This window comes from Microbacterium sp. NPDC091382 (assembly GCF_044757025.1).
Taxonomy (GTDB): domain Bacteria; phylum Actinomycetota; class Actinomycetes; order Actinomycetales; family Microbacteriaceae; genus Microbacterium.
Genome location: NZ_JBIVUD010000001.1, coordinates 1,386,560 through 1,406,849 on the forward strand (window position 1 = coordinate 1,386,560; position 20,290 = coordinate 1,406,849).

Annotated in this window: 25 protein-coding genes; 13 read left to right on the forward strand and 12 right to left on the reverse strand. The window is 70.3% G+C overall.

Annotated elements, in window-relative coordinates; translation table 11 throughout:
- Window positions 1–7 precede the first annotated feature (7 nt).
- The gene (locus ACIQLK_RS06675) at window positions 8–796 is read right to left on the reverse strand and encodes a PhzF family phenazine biosynthesis protein (RefSeq protein ID WP_400363606.1); all 789 of its coding nucleotides are present in this window, start codon (window positions 794–796) and stop codon (window positions 8–10) included.
- A 27-nt stretch (window positions 797–823) separates the two neighbouring features.
- The gene (locus ACIQLK_RS06680) at window positions 824–1,813 is read right to left on the reverse strand and encodes an endonuclease/exonuclease/phosphatase family protein (protein WP_400363608.1); all 990 of its coding nucleotides are present in this window, start codon (window positions 1,811–1,813) and stop codon (window positions 824–826) included.
- Between the two features lie 143 nt (window positions 1,814–1,956).
- On the opposite strand from ACIQLK_RS06680, the gene ACIQLK_RS06685 reads away from it, so the two are divergent.
- The 4 genes from ACIQLK_RS06685 to ACIQLK_RS06700 all read left to right on the forward strand — a co-directional run bounded on the left by ACIQLK_RS06685 (window position 1,957) and on the right by ACIQLK_RS06700 (window position 5,439).
- Window positions 1,957–2,784: a MerR family transcriptional regulator gene (locus ACIQLK_RS06685; RefSeq protein WP_400363610.1), complete on the forward strand. Its 828-nt coding sequence runs from the start codon at window positions 1,957–1,959 to the stop codon at window positions 2,782–2,784.
- Window positions 2,785–2,929: 145 nt separating this feature from the next.
- Window positions 2,930–4,489, forward strand: a complete 1,560-nt coding sequence (locus ACIQLK_RS06690) for a molybdopterin-dependent oxidoreductase (RefSeq protein ID WP_400363612.1) — start codon at window positions 2,930–2,932, stop codon at window positions 4,487–4,489.
- 36 nt (window positions 4,490–4,525) lie between these two features.
- Entirely contained in the window at window positions 4,526–5,014 is a 489-nt protein-coding gene (locus ACIQLK_RS06695; RefSeq protein WP_400363613.1) for a molybdenum cofactor biosynthesis protein B, read from the forward strand.
- Window positions 5,011–5,439, forward strand: coding sequence for a molybdenum cofactor biosynthesis protein MoaE (locus tag ACIQLK_RS06700; RefSeq protein WP_400363615.1), 429 nt, complete (start codon window positions 5,011–5,013; stop codon window positions 5,437–5,439). Before ACIQLK_RS06695 ends, ACIQLK_RS06700 begins: the two co-directional genes overlap by 4 nt.
- A gap of 2 nt (window positions 5,440–5,441) precedes the next feature.
- Here ACIQLK_RS06700 and ACIQLK_RS06705 read toward each other — a convergent pair whose 3' ends face one another.
- Genes ACIQLK_RS06705 through ACIQLK_RS06720 form a run of 4 tightly spaced genes read right to left on the reverse strand, consistent with a single transcriptional unit; the run spans window position 5,442 to window position 8,162 of the window.
- Window positions 5,442–5,675, reverse strand: coding sequence for a MoaD/ThiS family protein (locus tag ACIQLK_RS06705; RefSeq protein WP_400363617.1), 234 nt, complete (start codon window positions 5,673–5,675; stop codon window positions 5,442–5,444).
- A complete protein-coding gene (moaC, locus tag ACIQLK_RS06710; protein WP_400363618.1) occupies window positions 5,672–6,157 on the reverse strand; it encodes a cyclic pyranopterin monophosphate synthase MoaC in 486 nt (161 codons plus the stop codon). The genes ACIQLK_RS06705 and moaC overlap by 4 nt, the downstream gene beginning before the upstream one ends.
- Entirely contained in the window at window positions 6,157–7,386 is a 1,230-nt protein-coding gene (gene glp / locus ACIQLK_RS06715) for a gephyrin-like molybdotransferase Glp (RefSeq protein WP_400363619.1), read from the reverse strand. Before glp ends, moaC begins: the two co-directional genes overlap by 1 nt.
- On the reverse strand, window positions 7,383–8,162 hold the full coding sequence (locus ACIQLK_RS06720) for a HesA/MoeB/ThiF family protein (RefSeq protein WP_400363620.1): 780 nt from the start codon (window positions 8,160–8,162) through the stop codon (window positions 7,383–7,385). Before ACIQLK_RS06720 ends, glp begins: the two co-directional genes overlap by 4 nt.
- A 114-nt stretch (window positions 8,163–8,276) precedes the next feature.
- Between ACIQLK_RS06720 and ACIQLK_RS06725 the strand changes: the two genes are divergently transcribed.
- Genes ACIQLK_RS06725 through ACIQLK_RS06740 form a run of 4 tightly spaced genes read left to right on the forward strand, consistent with a single transcriptional unit; the run spans window position 8,277 to window position 11,257 of the window.
- Window positions 8,277–8,669 carry a molybdopterin-binding protein gene (locus tag ACIQLK_RS06725; protein WP_400363621.1) on the forward strand — a complete coding sequence of 131 codons (393 nt, stop codon included), beginning with the start codon at window positions 8,277–8,279 and terminating at the stop codon, window positions 8,667–8,669.
- Window position 8,670: 1 nt separating this feature from the next.
- On the forward strand, window positions 8,671–9,432 hold the full coding sequence (modA, locus tag ACIQLK_RS06730; protein WP_400363623.1) for a molybdate ABC transporter substrate-binding protein: 762 nt from the start codon (window positions 8,671–8,673) through the stop codon (window positions 9,430–9,432).
- Complete coding sequence (modB, locus tag ACIQLK_RS06735; RefSeq protein ID WP_400363625.1) at window positions 9,429–10,211, forward strand: molybdate ABC transporter permease subunit; 783 nt, start codon at window positions 9,429–9,431, stop codon at window positions 10,209–10,211. Before modA ends, modB begins: the two co-directional genes overlap by 4 nt.
- Entirely contained in the window at window positions 10,208–11,257 is a 1,050-nt protein-coding gene (locus ACIQLK_RS06740; RefSeq protein ID WP_400363627.1) for an ABC transporter ATP-binding protein, read from the forward strand. Before modB ends, ACIQLK_RS06740 begins: the two co-directional genes overlap by 4 nt.
- A gap of 7 nt (window positions 11,258–11,264) precedes the next feature.
- Here the strand turns inward: ACIQLK_RS06740 and ACIQLK_RS06745 are convergent, their stop codons facing one another.
- Window positions 11,265–12,053, reverse strand: a complete 789-nt coding sequence (locus ACIQLK_RS06745) for an NAD-dependent epimerase/dehydratase family protein (protein WP_400363628.1) — start codon at window positions 12,051–12,053, stop codon at window positions 11,265–11,267.
- 67 nt (window positions 12,054–12,120) lie between these two features.
- Here ACIQLK_RS06745 and ACIQLK_RS06750 point away from each other — a divergent pair, with 67 nt between their 5' ends.
- Entirely contained in the window at window positions 12,121–12,597 is a 477-nt protein-coding gene (locus tag ACIQLK_RS06750; RefSeq protein ID WP_400363629.1) for an SRPBCC family protein, read from the forward strand.
- A gap of 23 nt (window positions 12,598–12,620) precedes the next feature.
- Here ACIQLK_RS06750 and ACIQLK_RS06755 read toward each other — a convergent pair whose 3' ends face one another.
- The gene (locus tag ACIQLK_RS06755; RefSeq protein ID WP_400363630.1) at window positions 12,621–13,343 is read right to left on the reverse strand and encodes an SDR family NAD(P)-dependent oxidoreductase; all 723 of its coding nucleotides are present in this window, start codon (window positions 13,341–13,343) and stop codon (window positions 12,621–12,623) included.
- Window positions 13,344–13,434: 91 nt separating this feature from the next.
- Here ACIQLK_RS06755 and moaA point away from each other — a divergent pair, with 91 nt between their 5' ends.
- Window positions 13,435–14,523, forward strand: coding sequence for a GTP 3',8-cyclase MoaA (gene moaA / locus ACIQLK_RS06760; protein ID WP_400363631.1), 1,089 nt, complete (start codon window positions 13,435–13,437; stop codon window positions 14,521–14,523).
- A 45-nt stretch (window positions 14,524–14,568) separates the two neighbouring features.
- Here the strand turns inward: moaA and ACIQLK_RS06765 are convergent, their stop codons facing one another.
- The 4 genes from ACIQLK_RS06765 to ACIQLK_RS06780 form a co-directional block, all read right to left on the reverse strand.
- Window positions 14,569–14,955: a YciI family protein gene (locus ACIQLK_RS06765; RefSeq protein WP_400363632.1), complete on the reverse strand. Its 387-nt coding sequence runs from the start codon at window positions 14,953–14,955 to the stop codon at window positions 14,569–14,571.
- Window positions 14,956–15,154: 199 nt separating this feature from the next.
- Complete coding sequence (locus tag ACIQLK_RS06770) at window positions 15,155–15,442, reverse strand: winged helix-turn-helix transcriptional regulator (protein ID WP_400363633.1); 288 nt, start codon at window positions 15,440–15,442, stop codon at window positions 15,155–15,157.
- Entirely contained in the window at window positions 15,439–15,843 is a 405-nt protein-coding gene (locus ACIQLK_RS06775) for a VOC family protein (protein WP_400363634.1), read from the reverse strand. Before ACIQLK_RS06775 ends, ACIQLK_RS06770 begins: the two co-directional genes overlap by 4 nt.
- Before the next feature lie 63 nt (window positions 15,844–15,906).
- On the reverse strand, window positions 15,907–16,992 hold the full coding sequence (locus ACIQLK_RS06780) for a hypothetical protein (protein ID WP_400363636.1): 1,086 nt from the start codon (window positions 16,990–16,992) through the stop codon (window positions 15,907–15,909).
- Between the two features lie 127 nt (window positions 16,993–17,119).
- On the opposite strand from ACIQLK_RS06780, the gene ACIQLK_RS06785 reads away from it, so the two are divergent.
- The 3 genes from ACIQLK_RS06785 to ACIQLK_RS06795 are packed head-to-tail and all read left to right on the forward strand — an operon-like array spanning window position 17,120 to window position 20,243.
- A complete protein-coding gene (locus tag ACIQLK_RS06785; RefSeq protein WP_400363638.1) occupies window positions 17,120–18,190 on the forward strand; it encodes an acyl-CoA dehydrogenase in 1,071 nt (356 codons plus the stop codon).
- On the forward strand, window positions 18,184–19,533 hold the full coding sequence (locus ACIQLK_RS06790) for a PIG-L family deacetylase (protein ID WP_400363639.1): 1,350 nt from the start codon (window positions 18,184–18,186) through the stop codon (window positions 19,531–19,533). Before ACIQLK_RS06785 ends, ACIQLK_RS06790 begins: the two co-directional genes overlap by 7 nt.
- Window positions 19,533–20,243 (forward strand): glycosyltransferase, encoded by a 711-nt coding sequence (locus ACIQLK_RS06795; RefSeq protein ID WP_400363641.1) that lies wholly within the window; start codon window positions 19,533–19,535, stop codon window positions 20,241–20,243. The genes ACIQLK_RS06790 and ACIQLK_RS06795 overlap by 1 nt, the downstream gene beginning before the upstream one ends.
- Window positions 20,244–20,290: the final 47 nt, after the last annotated feature.

Genomic DNA, 20,290 nt, shown 5'->3' on the forward strand with positions numbered 1-20,290 from the left:
TCCACGGTCAGTTCGCCGGGTCGGCCGACGTGTGCACCCTGCTCGATGACGACTCGTGCGGCGGTGCGACCGCACCGAGCGATCGCAGGTACGCGCCGAACGAGGCCGCCGCCGACCCGGTCGCCGGATCCTCGGTGATGCGCCCAACGGGGAAGAGATTGCGAGCGACGAACCGGCTCGGCGCCACGCGGTGGGCGATCGTGATCGTCGCGGGCCAGCCCTGGTTATCCATGAGCGCTCGCACGCGCTCCGCGTCGAACGTGAAGCCGTCGAAAGCATCGCGGCCGGCGACGACGATGACCGGATGCGGGTTGCCCGCGTGTGCGATGCGAGGCGGCAGGTCCGCATCGAGGGATGCCGGGTCGAGCCCGACCTCGTGGAGGATCGCCGCGAGGTCGTCCGCGGCGAGCGGCGACACGGACGGTTCGACGCTCGTGAACGAGGCGCGTGTGCCCGCGGCATCCGTACTGACCTGGATCTCGACGATGCCCACGGGCGTCGCGAACCGGATCACGCCCGTGCCGGCGCGACCGGCGTCGGCGAGCGCGACCGCGGTGGCGATCGTCGCGTGTCCGCAGAACGGCACCTCGGCGATGGGGGAGAAGTAGCGGATCGTCAGGGCGCCGTCGGCGTCGATGCCCGTGATGAACGCGGTCTCGGAGAAGTCGATGTCGGCGGCGATCCGCTGCATCGCCGCGTCCTCGAGGGTGGACGCGTCGAGGACGACCCCCGCGGGGTTGCCGCCCTCGGGGTGAGTCGTGAAGGCGGCGTAGCGGAGGATGTCGAGATCGGGCACCGTTCGAGGCTATGCCCGTGTGAGGGGTCAGCGGCGGACGAGGTCCGCGACGATGGGCCGGTGATCGGTCGCGATGCCGGCGATGTCGAGCGTGGAGACTCTGGCGGCATCCCACTCCGATGTTGTCAGGACGTTGTCGATCGCGGCGCCGAACAGCGGCGGGACCATCGACGGCCAGGTCGGCGCGAAGGTCCCGACCGTGCGACACGAGCCGAGCCGGCCGCCGGGCATGTTCGCGGGGACGGCGTTGAGGTCGCCGGCGACGATCGTGTCGGGGGAGTTGCAGTGCGAGGCGATCCAGTCGAGCCCGAAATCCCGCCCCGAGGAATCGCCGCGGAAGCTGAGGGCGACGAGGTGCGCGGCGACGATGCGCGGCGCAGCACCGTCGACCTCGGGAGCGAGGACGAAGCCGGACGTGCGGCCCGATTCGTCCGCGTCGGCGACCCGGTAGCGCGGCAGGTCGTCTGCGACGAGCACAGTCACTGCGATGCCGCGCACGCCGTAGCTCACGTACCCCGGTGGTACTTCGCCGTCCCGGAGGAGGTTGCCCTGATAGAGCTCGCTGAGGACGACGATGTCGGGATGGAGTGCACCGATGAGGGCCGCGCGGGATGCCGCATCCTCCGCTCCTTGGAGGACGTTCCAGCCCAGCACTCGCAGCTGACCGTCCTGGCGAGCCGGGACGGCGTCGGATGCGACGGTGGCGGGCATCGACACCGCCACCACGAGGAGCGCGACGAGAAGGCCGAGGCTCACACCGCCGGTGCCGAGCACCGCGGCTCTGCCGCGTCGCCGAAAGATCAGCGCGACGAATGTCAGGATCAGGGAACCGACGAGCATCCCGGCGAAGACGAACCCGGGAAAGGCGAGCGCGCCGCTGAACAGCCACCAGCGCGCGAGGAAGCCGAGCTCGCGGCCGGCGATGTAGACGATCGCGACGACCGCGATCAGTGCTGCGCCGACGAGGAGCAGCCGTGTGAGCCGGTCTCGTGCGACGCGTCGTTCGTCCGTCTGCATGTCCTACGCCCCCCGCGCGGTACCGTGCGGCTGGGTCGCCGCGACCCCACGTTACCCGTGCGCATCGCACCGACCCCGTGCCATGCTCCGAGTATCGAAAGGGCGCTTGACCTCGCCCTTGGGGCAGGGCTGAGAGTGAACCTGTGATTGCACGAGACGACGAGTGGATGACCGCCGGCCGGTTCGGCGCGTCGACGTTGCTGTCGGCGAAGGCGCTCCGGATCTACGCGGAGCGCGGATTGCTCGCGCCGCGCCGGGTGGATGCCGAGACCGGGTACCGCTACTACTCGTCCGACCAGGTTCAGACGGGGTGGCTGATCGCGCTCCTGCGCTCGGCCGACCTGTCGCTGGACCAGATCGCGGCGATCGTCGATCTCGCCGAGGAGGATCCGGATGCCGCTGTCGCCCTGCTCGACGAGGCGACGGCAGCGATGGATCGTCGGACGCAGGCTCACCATGTCGTGCTCGCTCGGGCGCGGCTTCATCTCACGAAGGAGACCCAGATGTCCGCTGTCGAGACTGCCATCGAGGGCGATCGCCCGGTCCTGAGCGTGATGCGACGCATGGCGCCTCACGAGATGGACCAGGTCATCCACGACGAGGTCCACCACCTGCGCCAGATGGCCGAAGGTGCGGGCCTGCAGGTGACGGGGGATGCCTTCGGGGTCTTCCACGCGCCTGTCACCGACGACTCGAACGGTCCGCTCGAGATCGTGCTGCCCGTCGACGGGCTGATCGACGGCGACGAGGACGTCCGCAGCTATCGGATGACGGGCGGCCAGGTCGCCCTTCGCCACGCCGAGGGCCGCGAGACCGACTTCCCCGAGATCCTCGCGCTCTACGACGAGGTGCACGCCTGGCTGATGGATGCCGGGCGTACCCCCATCGGCCCGCCGCGGGAGATCTGGCACAACTCGCCGCGCGACGACGAGCCGCTTCGGCTTACGGTGGCCTGGCCGTTCGCGGGGTGAAGGTCATCCGTCCCGCATCCGCAAGAGGCAGATTCCTGCCGCCGTCTGCGGCAGAGTGGGACGCGCAAGCCCGTCACGCATGTCATCGCCGCAGCCCGGTGCATCCGAATCGGTGTTCGCTACGAACAAGCTCGGAAGGGATGACATGAGCACTCACACCACAGGCAAGCGGTTCTACTTCTGGGCCGCCCTCTCGGGCCTGGTCGGAGGCGGGGTTTTCCTCGCGGTCGCCGAGCTGGCTGCGCTGATCTTCGCGCGAACGGCCAGCCCGATCCTCGCGGTCGGCGCGTTCGTGATCGACATCGTCCCGCGGCCGCTCAAGGAGTTCGCGATCTCCACGTTCGGCGAATACGACAAGATCGCGCTCCTCGCAGGGCTCGGCCTCGCCGTCGTCATCGCATCTGCCATCGCCGGCATCCTCGAATACGTCCGGCCCCCGCTCGGCGTGATCGCGCTCGTCGTCGCCGGCATCCTATCGGGCGCAGCGATCATCACCCGCGCCGAGGCCACCGCACTCGCGTTCCTGCCGCCGCTCCTCGGAACGCTCGCCGGCGGCGCGATCCTCTTCCTGCTCGGTCGCCGGCTCCGCGCCTGGCGGGACGCGCACTCGTCAGAAGCAGAGACGCGCGACGACGGCCTCGACCGCCGACGCTTCCTCGTGATGGCGGGCATCGCCGCGGCATCCGCAGCTGTCGTCGGCATCGCGGCCCGCGCCGCAAGCGCCGCCACGGCGTCGGCCGACGCCATCCGTCGGGCGCTCAAGCTGCCCGCCCCGAAAACGAAGGTGACGATCCCGTCGGGTGCAGAGCTCGACGTGAAGGGGATCAGCCCGCTCATCACCCCGAACGCCGACTTCTACCGCGTCGACACGGCGCTCACGGTTCCCAACGTCGACCCCGCGACCTGGCGCCTGGTCGTCGACGGCATGGTCGACCAGCGCGTGGAGCTCAGCTTCCAGGACCTGCTCGACATGGGCCTCGACGAGTACGCCATCACCCTCACGTGCGTCTCGAACGAGGTCGGCGGCAACCTGGTCGGCAACGCGATCTGGCAGGGTGTGCCCCTCCGCGAGGTGCTGAAGATGGCGGGCCCCAAAGACGGGGCCGACATGATCCTCTCGACCAGCGTCGACGGCTACACCGCGAGCACACCGCTCTCGGCCGGCACCGACGAGAACCTCGACGCGATCCTCGCCGTCGCGATGAACGGCGAACCGCTCCCGCCTGAGCACGGCTTCCCCGTCCGCATGGTCATCCCCGGCCTCTACGGATACGTCTCGGCGACCAAGTGGGTCACCGAGCTCAAGATCACGACGTTCGCAAAGGACGAGGCCTACTGGACTCCGCGCGGGTACAGCGCCGAGGCACCCATCAAGTTCTCGTCGCGCGTCGACACCCCGAAGAGCGGCAGCCCGGTGAAGGCGGGCAAGGTCCCGATCGCCGGCGTCGCGTGGGCGCAGACCGTGGGGATCGAACGCGTCGAGGTCAGCATCGACAACGGCGAGTGGATGCCGGCGAAACTCTCCAACCCCATCAACAAGGACACCTGGGTGCAGTGGGTCCTCGAGTGGGATGCCGAGCCCGGTACGCACTACGTGGCGGTCCGCGCGATCAACAAGAACGGCGACATGCAGATTGAGGAGCGCGCCGCGATCGCCCCGAACGGATCGTCGGGGTGGCAGCGCTCGCTCGTCACCGTCTCGTGACGCACGGCGCTGTTCTCGACGGCCTAGGGTGAGCACGTGACCTCCTTTCGCTCCGTCGTGATCACGGTCTCCGACCGCTCGGCATCGGGCGAGCGTGAGGACCGTGGCGGCCCGCTCGCGGTGCAGCTGCTCGCGGACGCGGGCATCGACGTGGCGGGCCTCGAGGTCGTCCCCGACGGTGCCGACTCGGTCGAGTCCGCCCTGCGCGGCGCTCTCGCCGGCGGGGCGCGCCTCATCGTGACCACCGGCGGCACGGGAGTCGGCCCGCGCGATCAGACGCCCGAGGGCACCGAGCGCGTCGTGACCCGGCCGCTCCCGGGCATAGCCGAGGAGCTCCGCCGCGTCGGCCTCGCCGACACCGCGCTGTCGGTGATCTCCCGCGGCGTCGCGGGCGTCGTCGACCCCGAGGGAGCGCTCGTCGTCAACCTGCCGGGATCGCCGCGTGCGGTGGTTTCCGGCATCCCCCTGATCGTGTCGGTCGCCACGCACGTGGTCGACCAGGTGAGAGGCGGAGACCACTCGTGAACATCGTTCGGATCGCCCGGCTCGAAGAGACCGCCCTCGACATCGATGCGCATCTGCGCGCGGTCGAGGACCCGAAGTACGGTGCCGTGACCACGTTCGTCGGGCGGGTGCGCGACAACGACCCGGATGCCGCCACCACCGTCGTCGGGCTGGAGTACAGCGCGCACCCCGACGCCGAGTCAACCCTGCACCGGATCGCCGCGGAGGCCGGCGAGGCCTCGGATGCGGTCGTCGCGGTGAGCCACCGCGTCGGCAATCTCGCGGTCGGAGACGCAGCGGTCGTGATCGCCGTCGCGTCGGAGCACCGTGCCGAGGCGTTCGAGGTGTGCCGCGCCGTCATCGAGACGATCAAGACCGACCTGCCGGTCTGGAAGCGTCAGCTCGAAGTCGACGGCACGACGGCCTGGAAGGGCATCGGCGGCTGAGCTCAGCCGCCGGCGAAGGGCGGCAGCACGTCGATCAGTCGCGCGTCCGCGAGCGGGGCGTCGCCGTCCGTGCGCACGCCGTCGACGAGGACGGCGCAGTCGGGCAGCACGAACCACAGCTGCGGGTGCTCATCAAGGATCGCGGTGCGGAGCTCGGCGAGGGTCGCCTCGGGGCGTTCCTCGCTCTCGGTTCCGGCAGCCTCGGCGGCGGCCGCGAAGTAGCGCACGAGGGTCATGACGGGTCCTCCTCGCCGGGCCGGACCCAGTCGCCCGAGCGGCCGCCGGACTTCGCGACGATGCGGACGTTCTCGATCACGACGGCGCGGTCGAGGCCCTTGATCATGTCGACGACGGCGAGGGCGGTGACGGACACGGCGGTGATCGCCTCCATCTCGACGCCCGTGCGGTCGGCGGTTCCCACGGTCGCCTCGATCTCGACGCCGTCATTGGTGATGTCGAGTTCGACGGATGCGCGGTGCACACCGATCACGTGCGCGAGGGGCAGCAGCGTGGCGGTCGACTTCGCCGCCTGAATGCCGGCGATGCGAGCGACAGCCAGCACGTCGCCCTTCGGGGCGGTGCCGTCGCGGAGGGCGGCGACAACCTCTGCGCTGCACCGGACGAAGCCGCGCGCCGTGGCGGTGCGGACCGTCGGGGCTTTCGCCGTGACGTCGACCATGTGCGCGCGGCCGGCCGAATCGAGATGGGGGAAGCTCATCAGACCAGCATGACATCGACGAGGTCGCCCACGGCGACGCTCGCGATCTCGGCGGGGACGATCGCGAAGGCGGATGCCTGTGCCAGCCCGCCGGCCAGGTGCGAGCCCGATCCGCCCGCCGTCGCGGGGCGCACGGTGCCTGCCGCGAGATCGATCACGGCCGGCAGGTACTGGCGTCGTCCGGGCGGGGTGGTCCACGACTCCGCGGCCGACATCGTCAGGTGCGCGCGGTGGATGACCGACCGCCCCTGCAGCGCCAAAAGTGCGGGACGCACGAACACCTCGAACGACACGGCGACGCTGACCGGGTTTCCGGGAAGCCCGAACACGAGGCATCCGTCTCCCACCGTTCCGAAGGCCTGCGGTTTGCCGGGCTGCATCGAGACCTTCGCGAATTCGACCTCGCCGTGCCCGTCGAACGCGGCGCGCACGGGCTCGTAGGCACCGGCGCTCACGCCGCCGGTGAAGATGATGACGTCGGCACCTGCGGCGCGCGCGTCGGCGGTGACCTGCGCGACGGCGGCACCGTCGTCCGCGACGCGCACGACCATCACCACGTCGGCATCGGCCTGGGGGACGAGCTGAGCGAGCAGCGGTCCGTTCGAGTCGGGGATGAGCCCGCGGCGCACAGGTTCGCCCGGGCCGGTCAGCTCGCTGCCGGTCGAGACGACGGCGACGCGCGGCGCACGCGCGACCGTCACCTCGCCGATGCCGGCGGCGACGGCTGCGGCGACCTGGAACGGTCCCATCCGCTCGCCGGCCGCGACCACGACGTCACCGGCGCGCAGGTCCGCGCCGCGGCGGCGGATGAACGCGCCCGGCACGGGAGCCTCGAGTACCTCGACGACATCGAGAGAGTCGGCGAGCCCGCCCGCGGTGCTCTCGAACGGCACGATGGCGTCCGCGTCGGTGGGTGCGGGCGATCCCGTCATGATCCGGGCCGCCTCACCTTCCGACAGCGCGGGGTCGTCCGACACTCCGGCGGGAAGGTCGGCGACGACACGCAGCGAGACGGGATGCCCCGTCCCTGCCGACGCCACGTCGGCGGCGCGCACGGCGAAGCCGTCCATCGCGGAGTTGTCGAAGAGGGGGATGTCGTGGGCGGCGACGGCCGGCGCCGCGAGTGTGCGTCCGGCTGCCTCGCCGACGGGAATGGCCTCCGTGGGGAGCGTGCGGACTGCGGCGAGCACGCGCGCGAGCTGCTCCTCGACGCTGCGGAGTCCGCTCATGCGCTCGCCGCCGCGGTCGCGGCCGATCGCAGCGGGATCTCGTGCTGCCGGCTCGAGAGCGCGTCGAGGACGAGCATGCGCCCGAGCAGCGGCGACCCGACGCCGATCGCGAGCTTCACGACCTCGGTAGCGAGGATGCCGCCGACCTGTACGCACAGGGCGCCGAGGACGCCGACCTGCGCGCAGGTGGGCGGGTCGCCCTCGGTACCGACGGCGAAGAGATCGTTCAGGACGACCGGATCGCCTTCGGACGGCTGCGACCAGAACACGGTGATCTGCGCGTGCCATTCGCGGACGGCTCCCCAGACGAGGGGGAGTCCGAGCGCTTCGGTGGCGGCCGCGACCGCGCGACGCGTGGCGAAGGAATCGCTCGTGTCGATCACGATGTCGGCATCCGCGAAGAAGTCCTGAGCGTTCTGGTCGTCGAGGCGCGCTGTGATCGGCGTGACGACGGTGACGGGTGACAGCGCCGCGACGGCGCGCACGGCACTCTCGGTCTTGTGGACGCCGATGTCCTCGATGCGGTGCGCGATCTGGCGCTGCAGGTTGTGGAGCTCGACCGTGTCGTCGTCGATCACGCTGATGGCGCCGACGCCCGCGGCTGCCAGAGCGAGGATCGCGGGGGACCCGATGCCTCCGGCGCCGACGACGGCGACGCGCGTGTTCGCGAGCCGACGCTGCCCCTCGTCGCCGATGCCCTTGAGCACCGTGTGCCGCGCGGTCCGCCTGCGCTCGTCGGGATCCAACTCGGGCACGGGATCGACCAGGGGGCGCATGACCCGAGTTTACGCGGACGGGGATGCCGCGGGATCGGACTCGTTGCGCACGCTCGATCCGCAGAAGCGGATCCGTACGGGCCGATAAGCCCGCGCATGCGGCATGATCGACCTATGACGACCTACCGTGTGGCGCGAGCCGCCCGCCTGCTCGGGGTGAGCGACGATTCGGTGCGGCGCTGGATCGACCAGGACCTGCTGCCGGTCACCGACGCGGTGCCCGCCGAGATCCCGGGCGAGGCCCTCGCCGCCTTCGCGGTCTCGATGGCGAACGACCCCGGCGACGGGTACGAGCATCGCTCCAGCGCGCGCAACAGCTTCATCGGGATCGTGACGCGCGTGCAGGTCGACGGCGTCATGGCGCAGGTCGACATACAGGCGGGTCCGCACCGCGTGGTCTCGCTCCTGTCCGCCGAGGCGGTGCGCGAGCTGGAGCTCGAGGTCGGCACCCTTGCTCGGGCCTCGGTCAAGGCGACGAACGTCGTCGTCGAGCTGGCGGGGGAGTGACATGCGACGGTCCCTGTTCCGCCCGCTCGCTGTCGGTGCGCTCGCTCTCCTGCTGACGGGGTGCGCGGCACCGGCGCCGTCTCCGTTGTCGTCGGGCGAGGCGGTGACAGGGTCGCTGACCGTCTATGCCGCGGCATCCCTCGAGAGTTCGTTCGACGAGATCGACGAGGCGTTCACCGCGGAGTATCCCGGGGTGACCATCAGTCCCGTCTACGACGGATCGTCGACGCTGGCGACGCAGATCGCCGAGGGGGCGCCGGCGGACGTGTTCGCGTCGGCTGACGAGGCCACCATGGCGAAGGTGTCGGAGTTCTCGCTCGACCCCGCGGTGTTCGCGTCCAACACGCTCGTGATCGCTGTGCCGGTGGGGAACCCGAAGAAGGTCGAGACGCTGGCCGACCTGACCCGGGTCGTCACGGTGCTCTGCGCTCCCGAGGTGCCGTGCGGAGCGGCATCCGCGAAGCTCCTGAGCGCTGCGAACGTGACAGTCGACGCCGCGAGCCTCGAGCAGAACGTCACGGCCGTGCTGACCAAGGTGGCCGCGGGTGAGGCTGACGCGGGGCTCGTCTACGCGACCGACGTGGTCGGGCGAAGCGACGTCGCGTCGGTCGTGCCCGAGGGGGCCGATGACGTCGTCAACCGGTATCCGATCGCCGCGCTGAAGGATGCCGCGAATCCCGACGCGGCCGCGGTGTTCGTGGCGTTCGTGCGCTCCGACGCCGGCCAGAAGATCCTCGCGGATCACGGCTTCGGAGCCCCGTGAGCGCGGGGCGCGGGTACGTCCCGCGGAGCCTCGCGTTGCCTGCGGTCGTCGGGCTCGCCTTCCTCATCCTCCCGCTGCTGGCGCTCATCGCCCGGGTGGACTGGTCGACGTTCGTCGCCGATGTGACCTCGCCCGCGGCCGTGGAGGCCCTCGGGCTGTCGTTCGGCACCGGGCTGGCCGCGACCGCCGTGTGCGTCGTGATCGGTGTGCCGCTGGCCCTGCTGATCGCGAGATCGGGTCCGCGCCTGGCAGCGGTGCTGCGGGCGGCGGTGACCATCCCCCTCGTGCTGCCCCCGATGGTCGGCGGCATCGCGCTGTTGTACCTGTTCGGTCGGCAAGGGTGGCTCGGCGGCTGGGGGCTGTCGTTCACGACGCCGGCCGTCGTCGTGGCGCAGACGTTCGTGGCATTGCCCTTCCTCGTCCTGGCCGTCGAGGGTGCCGTCCGATCGACAGGGGCGGACTTCGAGCGGACCGCCGCCGCCCTCGGAGCGGGACGATGGACGATCCTCCGGCGCATCACCCTGCCGCTCGCAGGACCCGGGATCGTCGCCGGGGTCGTGCTCTGCTTCGCGCGTGCGATAGGCGAGTTCGGTGCGACGGCGCTGTTCGCCGGCAACCGCCCCGGCGTGACCCAGACGATGCCGCTCGCGATCTACACGGCCTTCAACGGCGCGGGCGTGCAGCAGGGGACCGCGGTCGCGCTCGCCCTGCTGCTTCTCGCCACCGCGATCCTCGTCCTGATGCTGGTGCGCGGCTGGCGACCGGGGGCCGCACGATGAGCGGGCTGCGGGCGCACGTCGTCGTCGACCGGCCGCGCTTTCGCGTGGATGTCGCCCTCGACGCGGCGGCGGGCGAGACCGTCGCCATCATGGGTCCGAGCGGAGCCGGCAAGTCGACGTTGCTCGACGCGCTCGCCGGACTCGTGCCGCTGAACGGCGGCGAGGTCGCTGTCGCCGGGCGGACCGTGGAGCGCGTGGCCGCACCCCGCGTGCACACGCCGCCGATGCGACGCGGGGTCGTGTTGCTCGGTCAGGATCCGCGGCTCTTCCCGCATCTGAGCGCGCGCGAGAACGTCGCCTTCGGGCCGCGCGCCACCGGCGCACCCGCCCCGCAGGCGCGCGCCGACGCCGAGGCGTGGCTCGACCGCGTCGGCCTGGGCGGGTTGGGATCGCGCATGCCGCGCGAACTGTCGGGCGGAGAACAGCAGCGCGTCGCGATCGCGCGGGCGCTGGCGGCCTCGCCGCGGGTGGTGCTGCTCGACGAGCCGCTCGTCGCGCTCGATCCCGTGACGGCATCCGACATCCGCGGGATGCTGCGCGAGCAGCTCGTCGGGGTGACGACGGTCGCCGTCACCCACGATGCCGGGGACGCGGTCGCGCTGGCGGGGCGGCTGTTCGTCCTGGAGGCGGGTGCCGTGGTGCAGAGCGGTCCGGTGCGGCAGGTGCTGGGAGCTCCGGCATCCGCCTTCGTCGCGTCGGTTGCCGACATGAATCGGATGCCGGGGGTCTCTGCTCGCGGCGGATGGACCGATGGTGCGGGCCGGGTGCTGGTGAGTGCGGATGCCGGGTCGACGGCGCTCGCCGCTGAAGACGGTATCGCGCTCGCCGCCGTGTTTAGGCCCGGCGATGCGCGTATCGGAGGTGGGGCGGGGGTGAACGCGTGGCAGGCGGTGGTCGTCCGCGTGGAGCCGACGGTGGCGGGGACGCGACTGCACACCTCGGCGGGCGTCGTCGACGTCGCGGACGCGGCTGCGCCGTGGTCGCCCGGTGAGACGGTGTGGTTGCGCATCGAGCCGTCGCGGGTGCGGTTCGTGCCGGTGGCGTGAGGCGGTGTCAGTCGCGCATGCGGTCGAGCGAGTACGACGCCGTCGCGAACGGCCCGCCCTGCGGCTCGACGGTGTCACCGGGGATGTCCCAGTCCGCGGCGTCGTCCGTGGGGCGGAAGCCGACCCGCTCGCCGGCGGCCCGGTCCCACCAGGCTTCCGTATTCGCCGACACCGCGTAGAAGACGGCGTGGTGCTCGTCGGTCGTCATCGCGGCGGTGACAGCGGCGATAGCGTCGCGGTGACTCAGCCACGTCGAGCGCTCGCGCGGGTTGCTGGGCTCTTTCTCGTAGCTGCCGATCCGAAGCGCGATGGTGCTGAGGCTGAATTTGTCGGAGTAGAGACGGCAGAGTGCCTCTCCCGCCACCTTCGAGACCCCGTAGAAGCCGTCAGGGCGAGGGGGCATGTCCGGATCGACGAGCGCGTCGGTGGGATACATCCCGGTGACCCGGTTGCTGCTCGCATAGACGACCCGGGGGACACCCGACCGACGAGCGGCTTCGAGCACGTGGTACGTGCCGACGACGTTCACCTGTGCGAGGTCGTGGAAGTCGGCTTCGTCGGACAACCCGCCCAGATGGATCACGCCGTCGGCGCCCGCGAACATCTCCTCAAGCGCGGCGAGGTCGGCCAGGTCGGCGACCAGGGTGCGGTCACCGGTCCGGTCTACGGGCTCGACGTACCTCACGTCGGTCGAGACGAGCGCGACGGCCGCTGCTCGGAGCTCGCGACGGAGAGCGACCCCGATGTTGCCGGCAGCGCCGGTGACGACCCATCGAGACCCTGCGAGCGTGTTCATGCGCTCATCCTGGCAGGAGGTCGCGACGTCGCACGGGAAGGACCGGCGAACCTGCCACGATGAGTCCATGCCCGTCATCGAGTCCCGCTGTGTCGTGCCGGTCCCGGTGGAGGTCGCGTTCGCGGTGTCTCAGGCCACGGGTGAGACCCGCAAGCGCTGGGATCCCTTCATCCGCCGTCAGTATTTCGTCGACGGCGCGACCAACCCGGGTAAGGGGGTGCGGACCTACACCGTGCAGCGCTTCGGCTTCCGGATGGAGAGCGAGTACGTCTCCTACAACCCGCCGTCCAATGTCGGGATGAAGATGACGAAAGGCTCCTGGTTCTTCGAACGTCTCGCCGGCGGATGGAAGTTCACGCCTGTCGCAGACGACCCCGGCAGCACCCTCGCCGTCTGGCGCTACAATTTCGCGTGCCGCCCTCGGTGGCTGGCACCGCTCGCCGAACGGATCGGCGCATTCGTGCTGCAGCGCGACATGGACCGGCGCATCCAAGGCTTCGCGAGAGGCTGCACCGACCCGCTCGTTCTGGCTGCGGTGCGGTGATCGCCGGGAGCCTCACGTCGGGGCTAGAGCCCTCCGGCCACGCGAAGGGTCGCGCCGGTGGTGTATCCGGCCTCGGGAGAAAGCAGCCAGGCCACAGCTCCTGCGATCTCGTCGGGGCGGCCTGCGCGGCCCATCGGCACGGTCGGCGCGACTTTCGCCGGCCGTTGTGGATCCTGGTGGAAGTCCGTCCAGATCGTTCCGGGCTCGACGCAGTTGACGCGGACTCCCGCGCTCGCGAGCTCTTTCGACAGGCCGCTGGCGAGTGCGGAGACGCCTGCTTTCGCTGCGGCATAGTGCACGTATGACCCGGGGCTTCCGAGAGTGGATGCCGCAGATCCGATGAGCACCATCGCCCCTCCCGTCTCGGACAGGGGTGGGATCGCCGCGCGTGCAGTCAGAATCGTCCCCATGAGGTTCACCTCGAGGTCACGCTTGATCTGCTTCGGGTCGAGATCGGTCAAGCGACCGACCGCGCCGACCGCGCCGGCAGAGGCAACCATGCCAATCAGCGGTCCGAGGCTCGTTCCGGCTCGGAAGAACGCGTCTACGGACTCCGCATCCGTGACGTCGACGTGAGCTGTTTCGGCACGGCGCCCTGCCGCCTGGACTCGCTCGGCGACGGCGCGCGCCGACTCCTCGTCTTGACGGAATCCGATGAGGACGTCATTCCCCGCGGCGGCGAGCCGTTCGACGATTGCCGCTCCGATGCCCCTCGAGCCGCCCGTAACTGCGATCAGTCCAGTCATCGCTACATCCTGTCAGAGGGCGACTCACACGCCCCGGCCTAGCCGTCGCCGATTAGGCTCAGAAGATGAGGCGACGAGAGCGGACGAGCCGGTGACGGCCATCCCGATTCCACTCGGCCGTGCGCCGCAGGTGCGGTCCGGATCCGCCGCCCTTCCTGACCCGGCGATCGGCCTCGTCGATACGCACGGACGCGTCCACCGCGACCTTCGGATCTCACTCACCGACCGGTGCTCGCTGCGCTGCACGTATTGCATGCCGGAGCAGGGCAACGAGTGGCTGGCGCGCACGAGCATCCTGACGACGGATGAGATCGTCGAGATCGCGGAGGTCGCGGCGAGTCTCGGCATCCGGACCTTCCGGCTCACCGGCGGGGAGCCTCTGCTCCGCACCGACATCGTCGACGTGGTGCGCCGCGTCGCCGCGATCTCGGGACCCGACGGACCGGTCGAGGTCGCGATGACGACCAACGGCATCCGTCTCGCCGAGGTGCTGCCCGATCTGATCGCTGCGGGGCTGACGCGGCTGAACATCAGCATCGACACGATCGACCGGGAGCGGTTCGCTGCGCTCACGCGCCGTGACCGGCTCGACGACGTGCTCGAAGGGATCGCGGCAGCCGCGGCATCCGATCTGAAGCCCCTGAAGCTGAACGCCGTCGCGATGCGCGGCGTGAACGACGACCAGCTCGCCGACCTCGTCGCCTTCGCGATGGAGGTCGGGGCGCAGCTGCGGTTCATCGAGCAGATGCCGCTGGATGCCGGACACACGTGGGATCGCAGCGCGATGGTGACGCGCGAGGAGATCCTCGAGGCGCTGTCGGAGCGGTGGACGCTCGAGCCGGTTCCCGGCCGCGGCGGCGCGCCCGCCGAGAAGTGGCGGATCGACGGCGGCCCGCACGAGGTCGGTGTCATCGCGTCGGTGACCGCACCCTTCTGCGGCGCGTGCGACCGACTGCGCCTGACCGCCGACGGCCAGTTCCGCAACTGTCTCTTCTCGCTGACGGAATATGACGTCACGAGCGCTGTGCGCGGGATGCCGGTGGCCGCCACCTCTGAGGATCGTCAGCGTGTCATCGCCCAAACGCTGCACGCCTGCGTGCGGGGGAAGCTCCCCGGCCACGCGATCAACGACCCGTCGTTCCTGCAGCCCGCGCGCGGGATGAACGCCATCGGGGGCTGAGCGCGTTCGAGCGTTCACGGGCGGCGCGGTCGTTGCCCTCACCGGTTACTCCGCGTCGGTGCTCTGCCGGTCGATGATCTCCACGACGCCGCTCGGAAAACGGTGGACCTCCTGCGGCCAATCGAGGCTCATCGCCAGGCGTCCGGCCCAGTGACGTGCATCCTCGTCGGTGGGCACGTCGATCACGGTGAAGCCACCGAGGTGCTCTGCGGTCTCGGTGAAGGGACCGTCGGTGAACACCGGCTCGCCGTCGGCCACCTCCACACTGAACAGCGCCGTCGACGCGTCGATACCGCCGTCGGCGAAGACGAACACACCCGCTTGCTTCATCTCTTCGAGCACAGCCATCGATGCCCGGCTTTTCGTCTGCAGCTGCTCTGCGGTCTGCGGGGGAACCCACTCGTTGTTGAACGCGATCAGGTAGTTCGGCATCGTCGTCTCCTCCTGTCGAGATGGCGACCACAGCGCAGCGCGGCGATCGCAGCGATCCGTCGGGCGCGCGAATCGTTCACGATCCACGACCCTCACGCACGACCATACGCAGCGGACACATGCGAGGGGAGGGGGTATGAGGAGGATCCCTCCGCCGTCCGCAACGAGCATGCGGGCCGAATTCGAAGCCGTGCGGAGATCACCCTCCTGGCTGCTCGGCGCCCCACCGACCGAGCGCTGCGATCGCGTCGGCGAGCGCCAGCCCACGGTCGGTCAGGACATAGGCCCGGGTGTTGTGCTTCAGAGGCAGCCTGCGCAAGACCCCGGCTGCCTCCAGCTCCTTCAGTCGAGTCGCCAGTACGTTCGTCGGGACCCCGAGCTGGCGCTGCAGGTCGCCGTATCGCTGCGCCCCCTCGAGCAGCTGCTCCACGATGAGCAGAGCCCAGCGCGCCCCGACGACCTCCAGGGCGGCCGCGAGGTCGCTCACGAGGTCTGGTCGGTGTCTGGTTTCATCCAGAACGGGGAGTAGTGGTAACCGTCGAGGTCATCGAACTGCCTCTGGTACATGAAGGGGTAGTCATCGACGTCGCCGATGCGCGCGCCCGCGGCCTCGGCCCGCTCGACAAGCGCGTCGACCTCTTCGCGACTGTTCATGTCGAATGAGACCGTGACCTTGGACGGGGTATCCGGGCCGCCGATGAGTTCCTCGGTGCCGCCGACGCTCGCGTACATCTCGCGGCTTCCGAGCATGACGTACTGGTCGGGGGCGATCGCGAAGCACGAGACGTTGTCGTCGGACATCTCCGCGTTGAGGGTCCAGCCGATGGCGGTGTAGAAAGCAGTGGCCCGGGCGACGTCGGCGACCGGGCAGGTGATGAAGAGGCTCATGTCGCGATACTTGCAAAATGCAAGTTGGGCGTCAATGGGCCCGTCGCCGTCGATCGCGCGGGCTTACACGGGTGCCGAGATCGGCAGGCCCACATCGGCACCAGGGGGATCCGCGACCACAGCAGAAGCCTCCGCCTTGGTGAGATTGTTGGGGTACAGCTGTCGTGAGAATCTCCCGTGCGGGTCATCTTTGTCGTGCGGCAGTTCGATCGCCGAAGCGTCGATGACACGTGTCAGCAGATCCGTCTCGTCATCGCTGAGTTCGAGGTCGCCTTTCCGGCGCAGGACGACACGTCCCCGATGAGGCGAGTCGCTCCCGATGCTGAGGATGAGCGTGCGCCGAGCTCCCGTCCACGGTGGGTCTGCGGACAGCTCCGCTCGGGCCACCTCGGACCATCGCAAGGTTCGCCCGCGGAAGCGGATCTGCTCCTCGGCCGGCAGGACCTCGAGCGGTCGCCGCTGGCGCCGAAGGAACATCAACCAGCAAACGAGACCGATCGCAACCACGGCGGCCCAGACGACCCCGCCCCAGGGAAACTCATCTGCGATGCGCAGCAGTTGAAGAGTGGCGATCACCGCCATCACGACGACCGGGACCGTGGCCGTGTTCGGGAAAGTCCCTTTCATGGGCCCGCCGAGCGCCCGCCACTCATCATCCCTGTGCTGGTGACCGCGCTGTTCCGGCCGTTGATCGCTCGTGCCCGTCGACGCTGCGTGAACCGCTTCCCATCGAGAACGACGGAGGAGCCAGACGCCCGTCGCCCCGTACACGACCGCAGGGAGGATGAGCAGCAGCACGTCGTTCCACGTCGTGGTTCCCTCTACCGTCACCCACACAAGCAGGGCCACGATGATCGGGGCGGGCGTCAGAAGGACGATGCCCAGGATCCGGAAGCTCCGTCGGAGCCGGGCGTCCGGTGGCAGATCGCGGCCGCTCGGTGGCCACGTCTTGTCGTCCCAGCTCGACCGCATCGTCCACAGCACGCCGATGGCCATGGCGATCGTCGAGAGCGTGAGAAGACCGGCCGCCAGGAGCGACCACGGGGCTCGCGCGATCAGCCAGCCCGCCCCGATTCCTCCGCCGACGCCGACGAGGATGAGCGCCGCGCCGCTGATCCGAGGGCCGGGGGCGTGATTGGAAGTGGTCACGACGTCTGTTTATCGGGCGGGGTCGCCGCGCACCAGACATGCGGCATCCGTTACGGGGTGTTATCCGAGAGATTAGGGAGACCGCAAGCCTCTAACGGCGGATGCGGGTCGAGGGGACACTCCGGGAGTGACTGGCGTGCAGGCAGACCTATCGGTGGTGTTCATAGGAGACAATCGGCTCGACGGTGCGGCCGCGGCGTCGCTCGACGAGGCTGACCGGCTCGACGCGTTCGGGGCAGACGTTGCAGCAACGCTCGCCTGGGCCGTCGGCGCGGGCGCCGCACGCGGGCACCGGCGTTCGCTCGCCGAGGACTGGGCGTTCCTCGCTGCGGTCGCGAGTCGGGATGTGGGTGCGGCGCGCATCCTCGAACCTCACCTCGACGCGCTCGACATCCTCGACCAGGCGAGTCGCGACGGGGACGACGTCGACCTCGCCTCCATCCAGGCGGACTCCGAATCCTCGTGGGGTGTGTTCGCCGCCGAGGGGGCGGGGACGCGGCTCGAGGCACGGGAGAACGGCTCCGGATGGATGCTGACGGGGACGAAGCCCTGGTGTTCGCTCGCGCAGCACCTGACGCACGCGCTCGTGACGGCCTGGGTCGGTGACGAGCGTCGACTCTTCGCGGTGGCCCTGCAGGCACCCGAGGTGACGCCTCACCCGGGACCGTGGCACGCACGGGGACTCCAACAGGTCGTCAGCGCGCCCGTCGACTTCCATACGGCTCCGGCCGTGCCCGTCGGTGAGCCGGGGTGGTACCTGCGTCGTCCCGGCTTCGCGGCCGGCGGCATCGGGGTCGCCGCATGCTGGTGGGGCGGCGCTCTGCCGCTGCGGGAGGCCCTCGTTCAGGCCGCGCAGGGCGACGGCGCCGACCAACTGTCGCGCGTCCACCTCGGAAGAGTGGATGCCGCGCTCTGGACTGCGAGGCTGGCTCTGCGCTCGGCGTCGCACCCGACGGAGGGGCTGGCGACGGCATCCCACCCCGGGGCCCTCGCCGCACGCGTCCGGACGATCGTCGCGGGTGCGGTCGAGACGGCGCTCGCCGAGTCGGCGCGGGCACTCGGGCCGTTGCCCCTCGTCGCCGACGAGGCTCACGCACGCCGGGTGGCCGACCTCGGGACCTATCTGCGTCAGCACCACGGCGAACGCGACCTGGCGCGCATCGGCGCCGACGTCGCGGAGGGGCGCGGCGCATGGTGAGCTTCAGCCACCGAGACCCGGGAGCCGACGAAGCGGTCTGGCGCGAGGCGTTCGCCGGCCGCCCGCTGCCGTCCCTGGACGAGACGTTCGAACACCTCGTCGTCGTCGCGGCCCATCCCGACGACGAAACCCTCGGTGTCGCGGGGCTGATGGCCCGCACTGTTCGTCGTGGCGCATGCGTCACCGTTCTCGTCGCGACCGACGGCGAGGGCTCCCACCCCGATTCGCGGTCCCATACCCCCGTCGACCTTGCGGCGGTGAGACGGCGGGAGGTGACGGCGGCCCTCGACCAGCTGAGCCCGTCGATCGACGTCCGGTTCCTCGGCTTGCCGGACGGCGGCACGGATGACCACCGTGACGAGATCGCGGAGGCGCTCCGTGCGCTGGTGCAGCGACAGGGAGCGCATCTCTTCGTGGTCCCGTGGGTGGGAGACAGCCATCGCGATCATCGCGTCGCCGCGGAGGTGACCGCCGAGGTGTGTGCGGGCCTCGGCGTCCCGTGGCGGGAGTATCCGATCTGGCTCTGGCACTGGGGGTCGACGGAGGACGTGCCGTGGGGCGACCTCGAGGTGGCCCAGCTCGATGAGTCGACGGTCGAGCTCAAGCGCGCCGCCATGCATCACCATCGCAGTCAGATCGCCCCATTGTCGTCGGCACCGGGCGACGAGGTGATGCTCCACGAAAGGATGCGAGCGCACTTCGATCGGCCGTTCGAGGTCTTCATCCGTCCAGCCGGGCACAGCCTGGCAGACACCTTCTTCGAGGACTTCTACCGCCGCAACGGCGACGACCCGTGGGGCTTCGAGTCGCGGTGGTACGAGCAGCGCAAGCGTGCTCTGACTCTGGCGGGCCTGCCTCGCGAGCGATACGCCTCCGCCCTCGAACTGGGATGCTCGACCGGCGTCCTGACGGAGCTTCTCGCCGACCGGTGCGACGCCCTGCTCGCGGTCGACATCGCCGACGCTCCGCTCGAGATCGCCCGCCGTCGCCTCGGCGATCGGGAGAGCGTCCGGCTCGAGCGTCTCGCGCTGCCGGGTGAGTGGCCCGCCGGCACCTTCGACCTCGTCGTGCTCTCCGAGGTCGGCTACTACTGGAGCGCCGCCGACCTGATCCTCGCCATCGACCGCATCCGCAAGGCGATGGATGCCGGTGGCCACCTCGTCGCCTGCCACTGGCGGCATCCCGTCACGGAGTACCCGCAGTCCGGTGATGCCGTGCATGCGGCACTGCGTACAGCCGCCGGGTTCGTCCGCCTCGTGCTGCACGAAGAGGAGGACTTCATGCTCGAGGTCTACGGAATCGAGGGCGCCCGGTCCGTCGCCGCCGAGACGGGGCTCATCTGATGGCGGGCGGCGTGCCTGCGGTGGCGATCGTCGTCCCCGTGCACAACGAAGCCGAGCTCCTCGACGACTGCCTCGCCGCGCTCACCGAGGCCGTCGAGCACACCCGGCGGACGCACCCGGGAGTGCGGATCGCGACGGTCGTCGTCCTCGATGCGTGCACGGATGCCTCGGCCCGGATCGCGCAGTCGTGGCCGGTGCGCGCCATCGAGATCGATGCGCGGAACGTGGGGACGGCTCGACGTCTCGGCGTGGCCGCAGCGCTCGCCGAGTTGGGGTCGCCGGAAGACGTTTGGATCAGCACGACGGACGGAGACTCGGCCGTGCCGGTCACCTGGCTCAGCCATCAGCTCGACCTCCGCGCGGCGGGGGCCGATGTCGTCCTCGGCACCGTTCGGCCGGATTTCGACGACCTCACTCTCGATCACGCGGAGCATTGGCTGCGGACGCATCCGCGGGGTCGTCCTGCGGGCAACGTGCACGGCGCGAACCTCGGGCTGCGCGCCGACGTGTACGTCGGGGCGGGGGAGTTCGCCGACCTCGATCAGCACGAGGACGTCGAGCTCGTCCGCGCTGCGCGCTCGCTCAAAGCACGCGTGGTCGCGACGGACGAGAACGAGGTGGTCACGTCGGGCCGCTTCTGGGGTCGCACGCCCGGGGGGTACGCCGCGTTCGTGCGGGCGACCCACGAGCGTATTGCCGGGGTCGGTTGAGCCCTTCCTCGCGAGGTTCGACGTCAGCTGGCGTTGTGCGCGTCGGC

What these genes read in the sequence shown, in the direction of transcription:
- ACIQLK_RS06765 (WP_400363632.1), bottom strand. Translation starts at nt 14,955, where the DNA reads ATGCCGAACTACCTGATCGCGTTCAACAACGAGTGGGTTCCCCCGCAG.
- ACIQLK_RS06705 (WP_400363617.1), bottom strand. Translation starts at nt 5,675, where the DNA reads ATGACCCTCGTGCGCTACTTCGCGGCCGCCGCCGAGGCTGCCGGAACC.
- glp (WP_400363619.1), bottom strand. Translation starts at nt 7,386, where the DNA reads ATGAGCGGACTCCGCAGCGTCGAGGAGCAGCTCGCGCGCGTGCTCGCC.
- ACIQLK_RS06775 (WP_400363634.1), bottom strand. Translation starts at nt 15,843, where the DNA reads ATGAGCCTCTTCATCACCTGCCCGGTCGCCGACGTCGCCCGGGCCACT.
- ACIQLK_RS06745 (WP_400363628.1), bottom strand. Translation starts at nt 12,053, where the DNA reads ATGAACACGCTCGCAGGGTCTCGATGGGTCGTCACCGGCGCTGCCGGC.
- ACIQLK_RS06740 (WP_400363627.1), top strand. Translation starts at nt 10,208, where the DNA reads ATGAGCGGGCTGCGGGCGCACGTCGTCGTCGACCGGCCGCGCTTTCGC.
- ACIQLK_RS06725 (WP_400363621.1), top strand. Translation starts at nt 8,277, where the DNA reads ATGACGACCTACCGTGTGGCGCGAGCCGCCCGCCTGCTCGGGGTGAGC.
- moaC (WP_400363618.1), bottom strand. Translation starts at nt 6,157, where the DNA reads ATGAGCTTCCCCCATCTCGATTCGGCCGGCCGCGCGCACATGGTCGAC.
- ACIQLK_RS06680 (WP_400363608.1), bottom strand. Translation starts at nt 1,813, where the DNA reads ATGCAGACGGACGAACGACGCGTCGCACGAGACCGGCTCACACGGCTG.
- ACIQLK_RS06750 (WP_400363629.1), top strand. Translation starts at nt 12,121, where the DNA reads ATGCCCGTCATCGAGTCCCGCTGTGTCGTGCCGGTCCCGGTGGAGGTC.
- ACIQLK_RS06720 (WP_400363620.1), bottom strand. Translation starts at nt 8,162, where the DNA reads ATGCGCCCCCTGGTCGATCCCGTGCCCGAGTTGGATCCCGACGAGCGC.
- ACIQLK_RS06795 (WP_400363641.1), top strand. Translation starts at nt 19,533, where the DNA reads ATGGCGGGCGGCGTGCCTGCGGTGGCGATCGTCGTCCCCGTGCACAAC.
- ACIQLK_RS06755 (WP_400363630.1), bottom strand. Translation starts at nt 13,343, where the DNA reads ATGACTGGACTGATCGCAGTTACGGGCGGCTCGAGGGGCATCGGAGCG.
- ACIQLK_RS06690 (WP_400363612.1), top strand. Translation starts at nt 2,930, where the DNA reads ATGAGCACTCACACCACAGGCAAGCGGTTCTACTTCTGGGCCGCCCTC.
- ACIQLK_RS06790 (WP_400363639.1), top strand. Translation starts at nt 18,184, where the DNA reads ATGGTGAGCTTCAGCCACCGAGACCCGGGAGCCGACGAAGCGGTCTGG.
- modA (WP_400363623.1), top strand. Translation starts at nt 8,671, where the DNA reads ATGCGACGGTCCCTGTTCCGCCCGCTCGCTGTCGGTGCGCTCGCTCTC.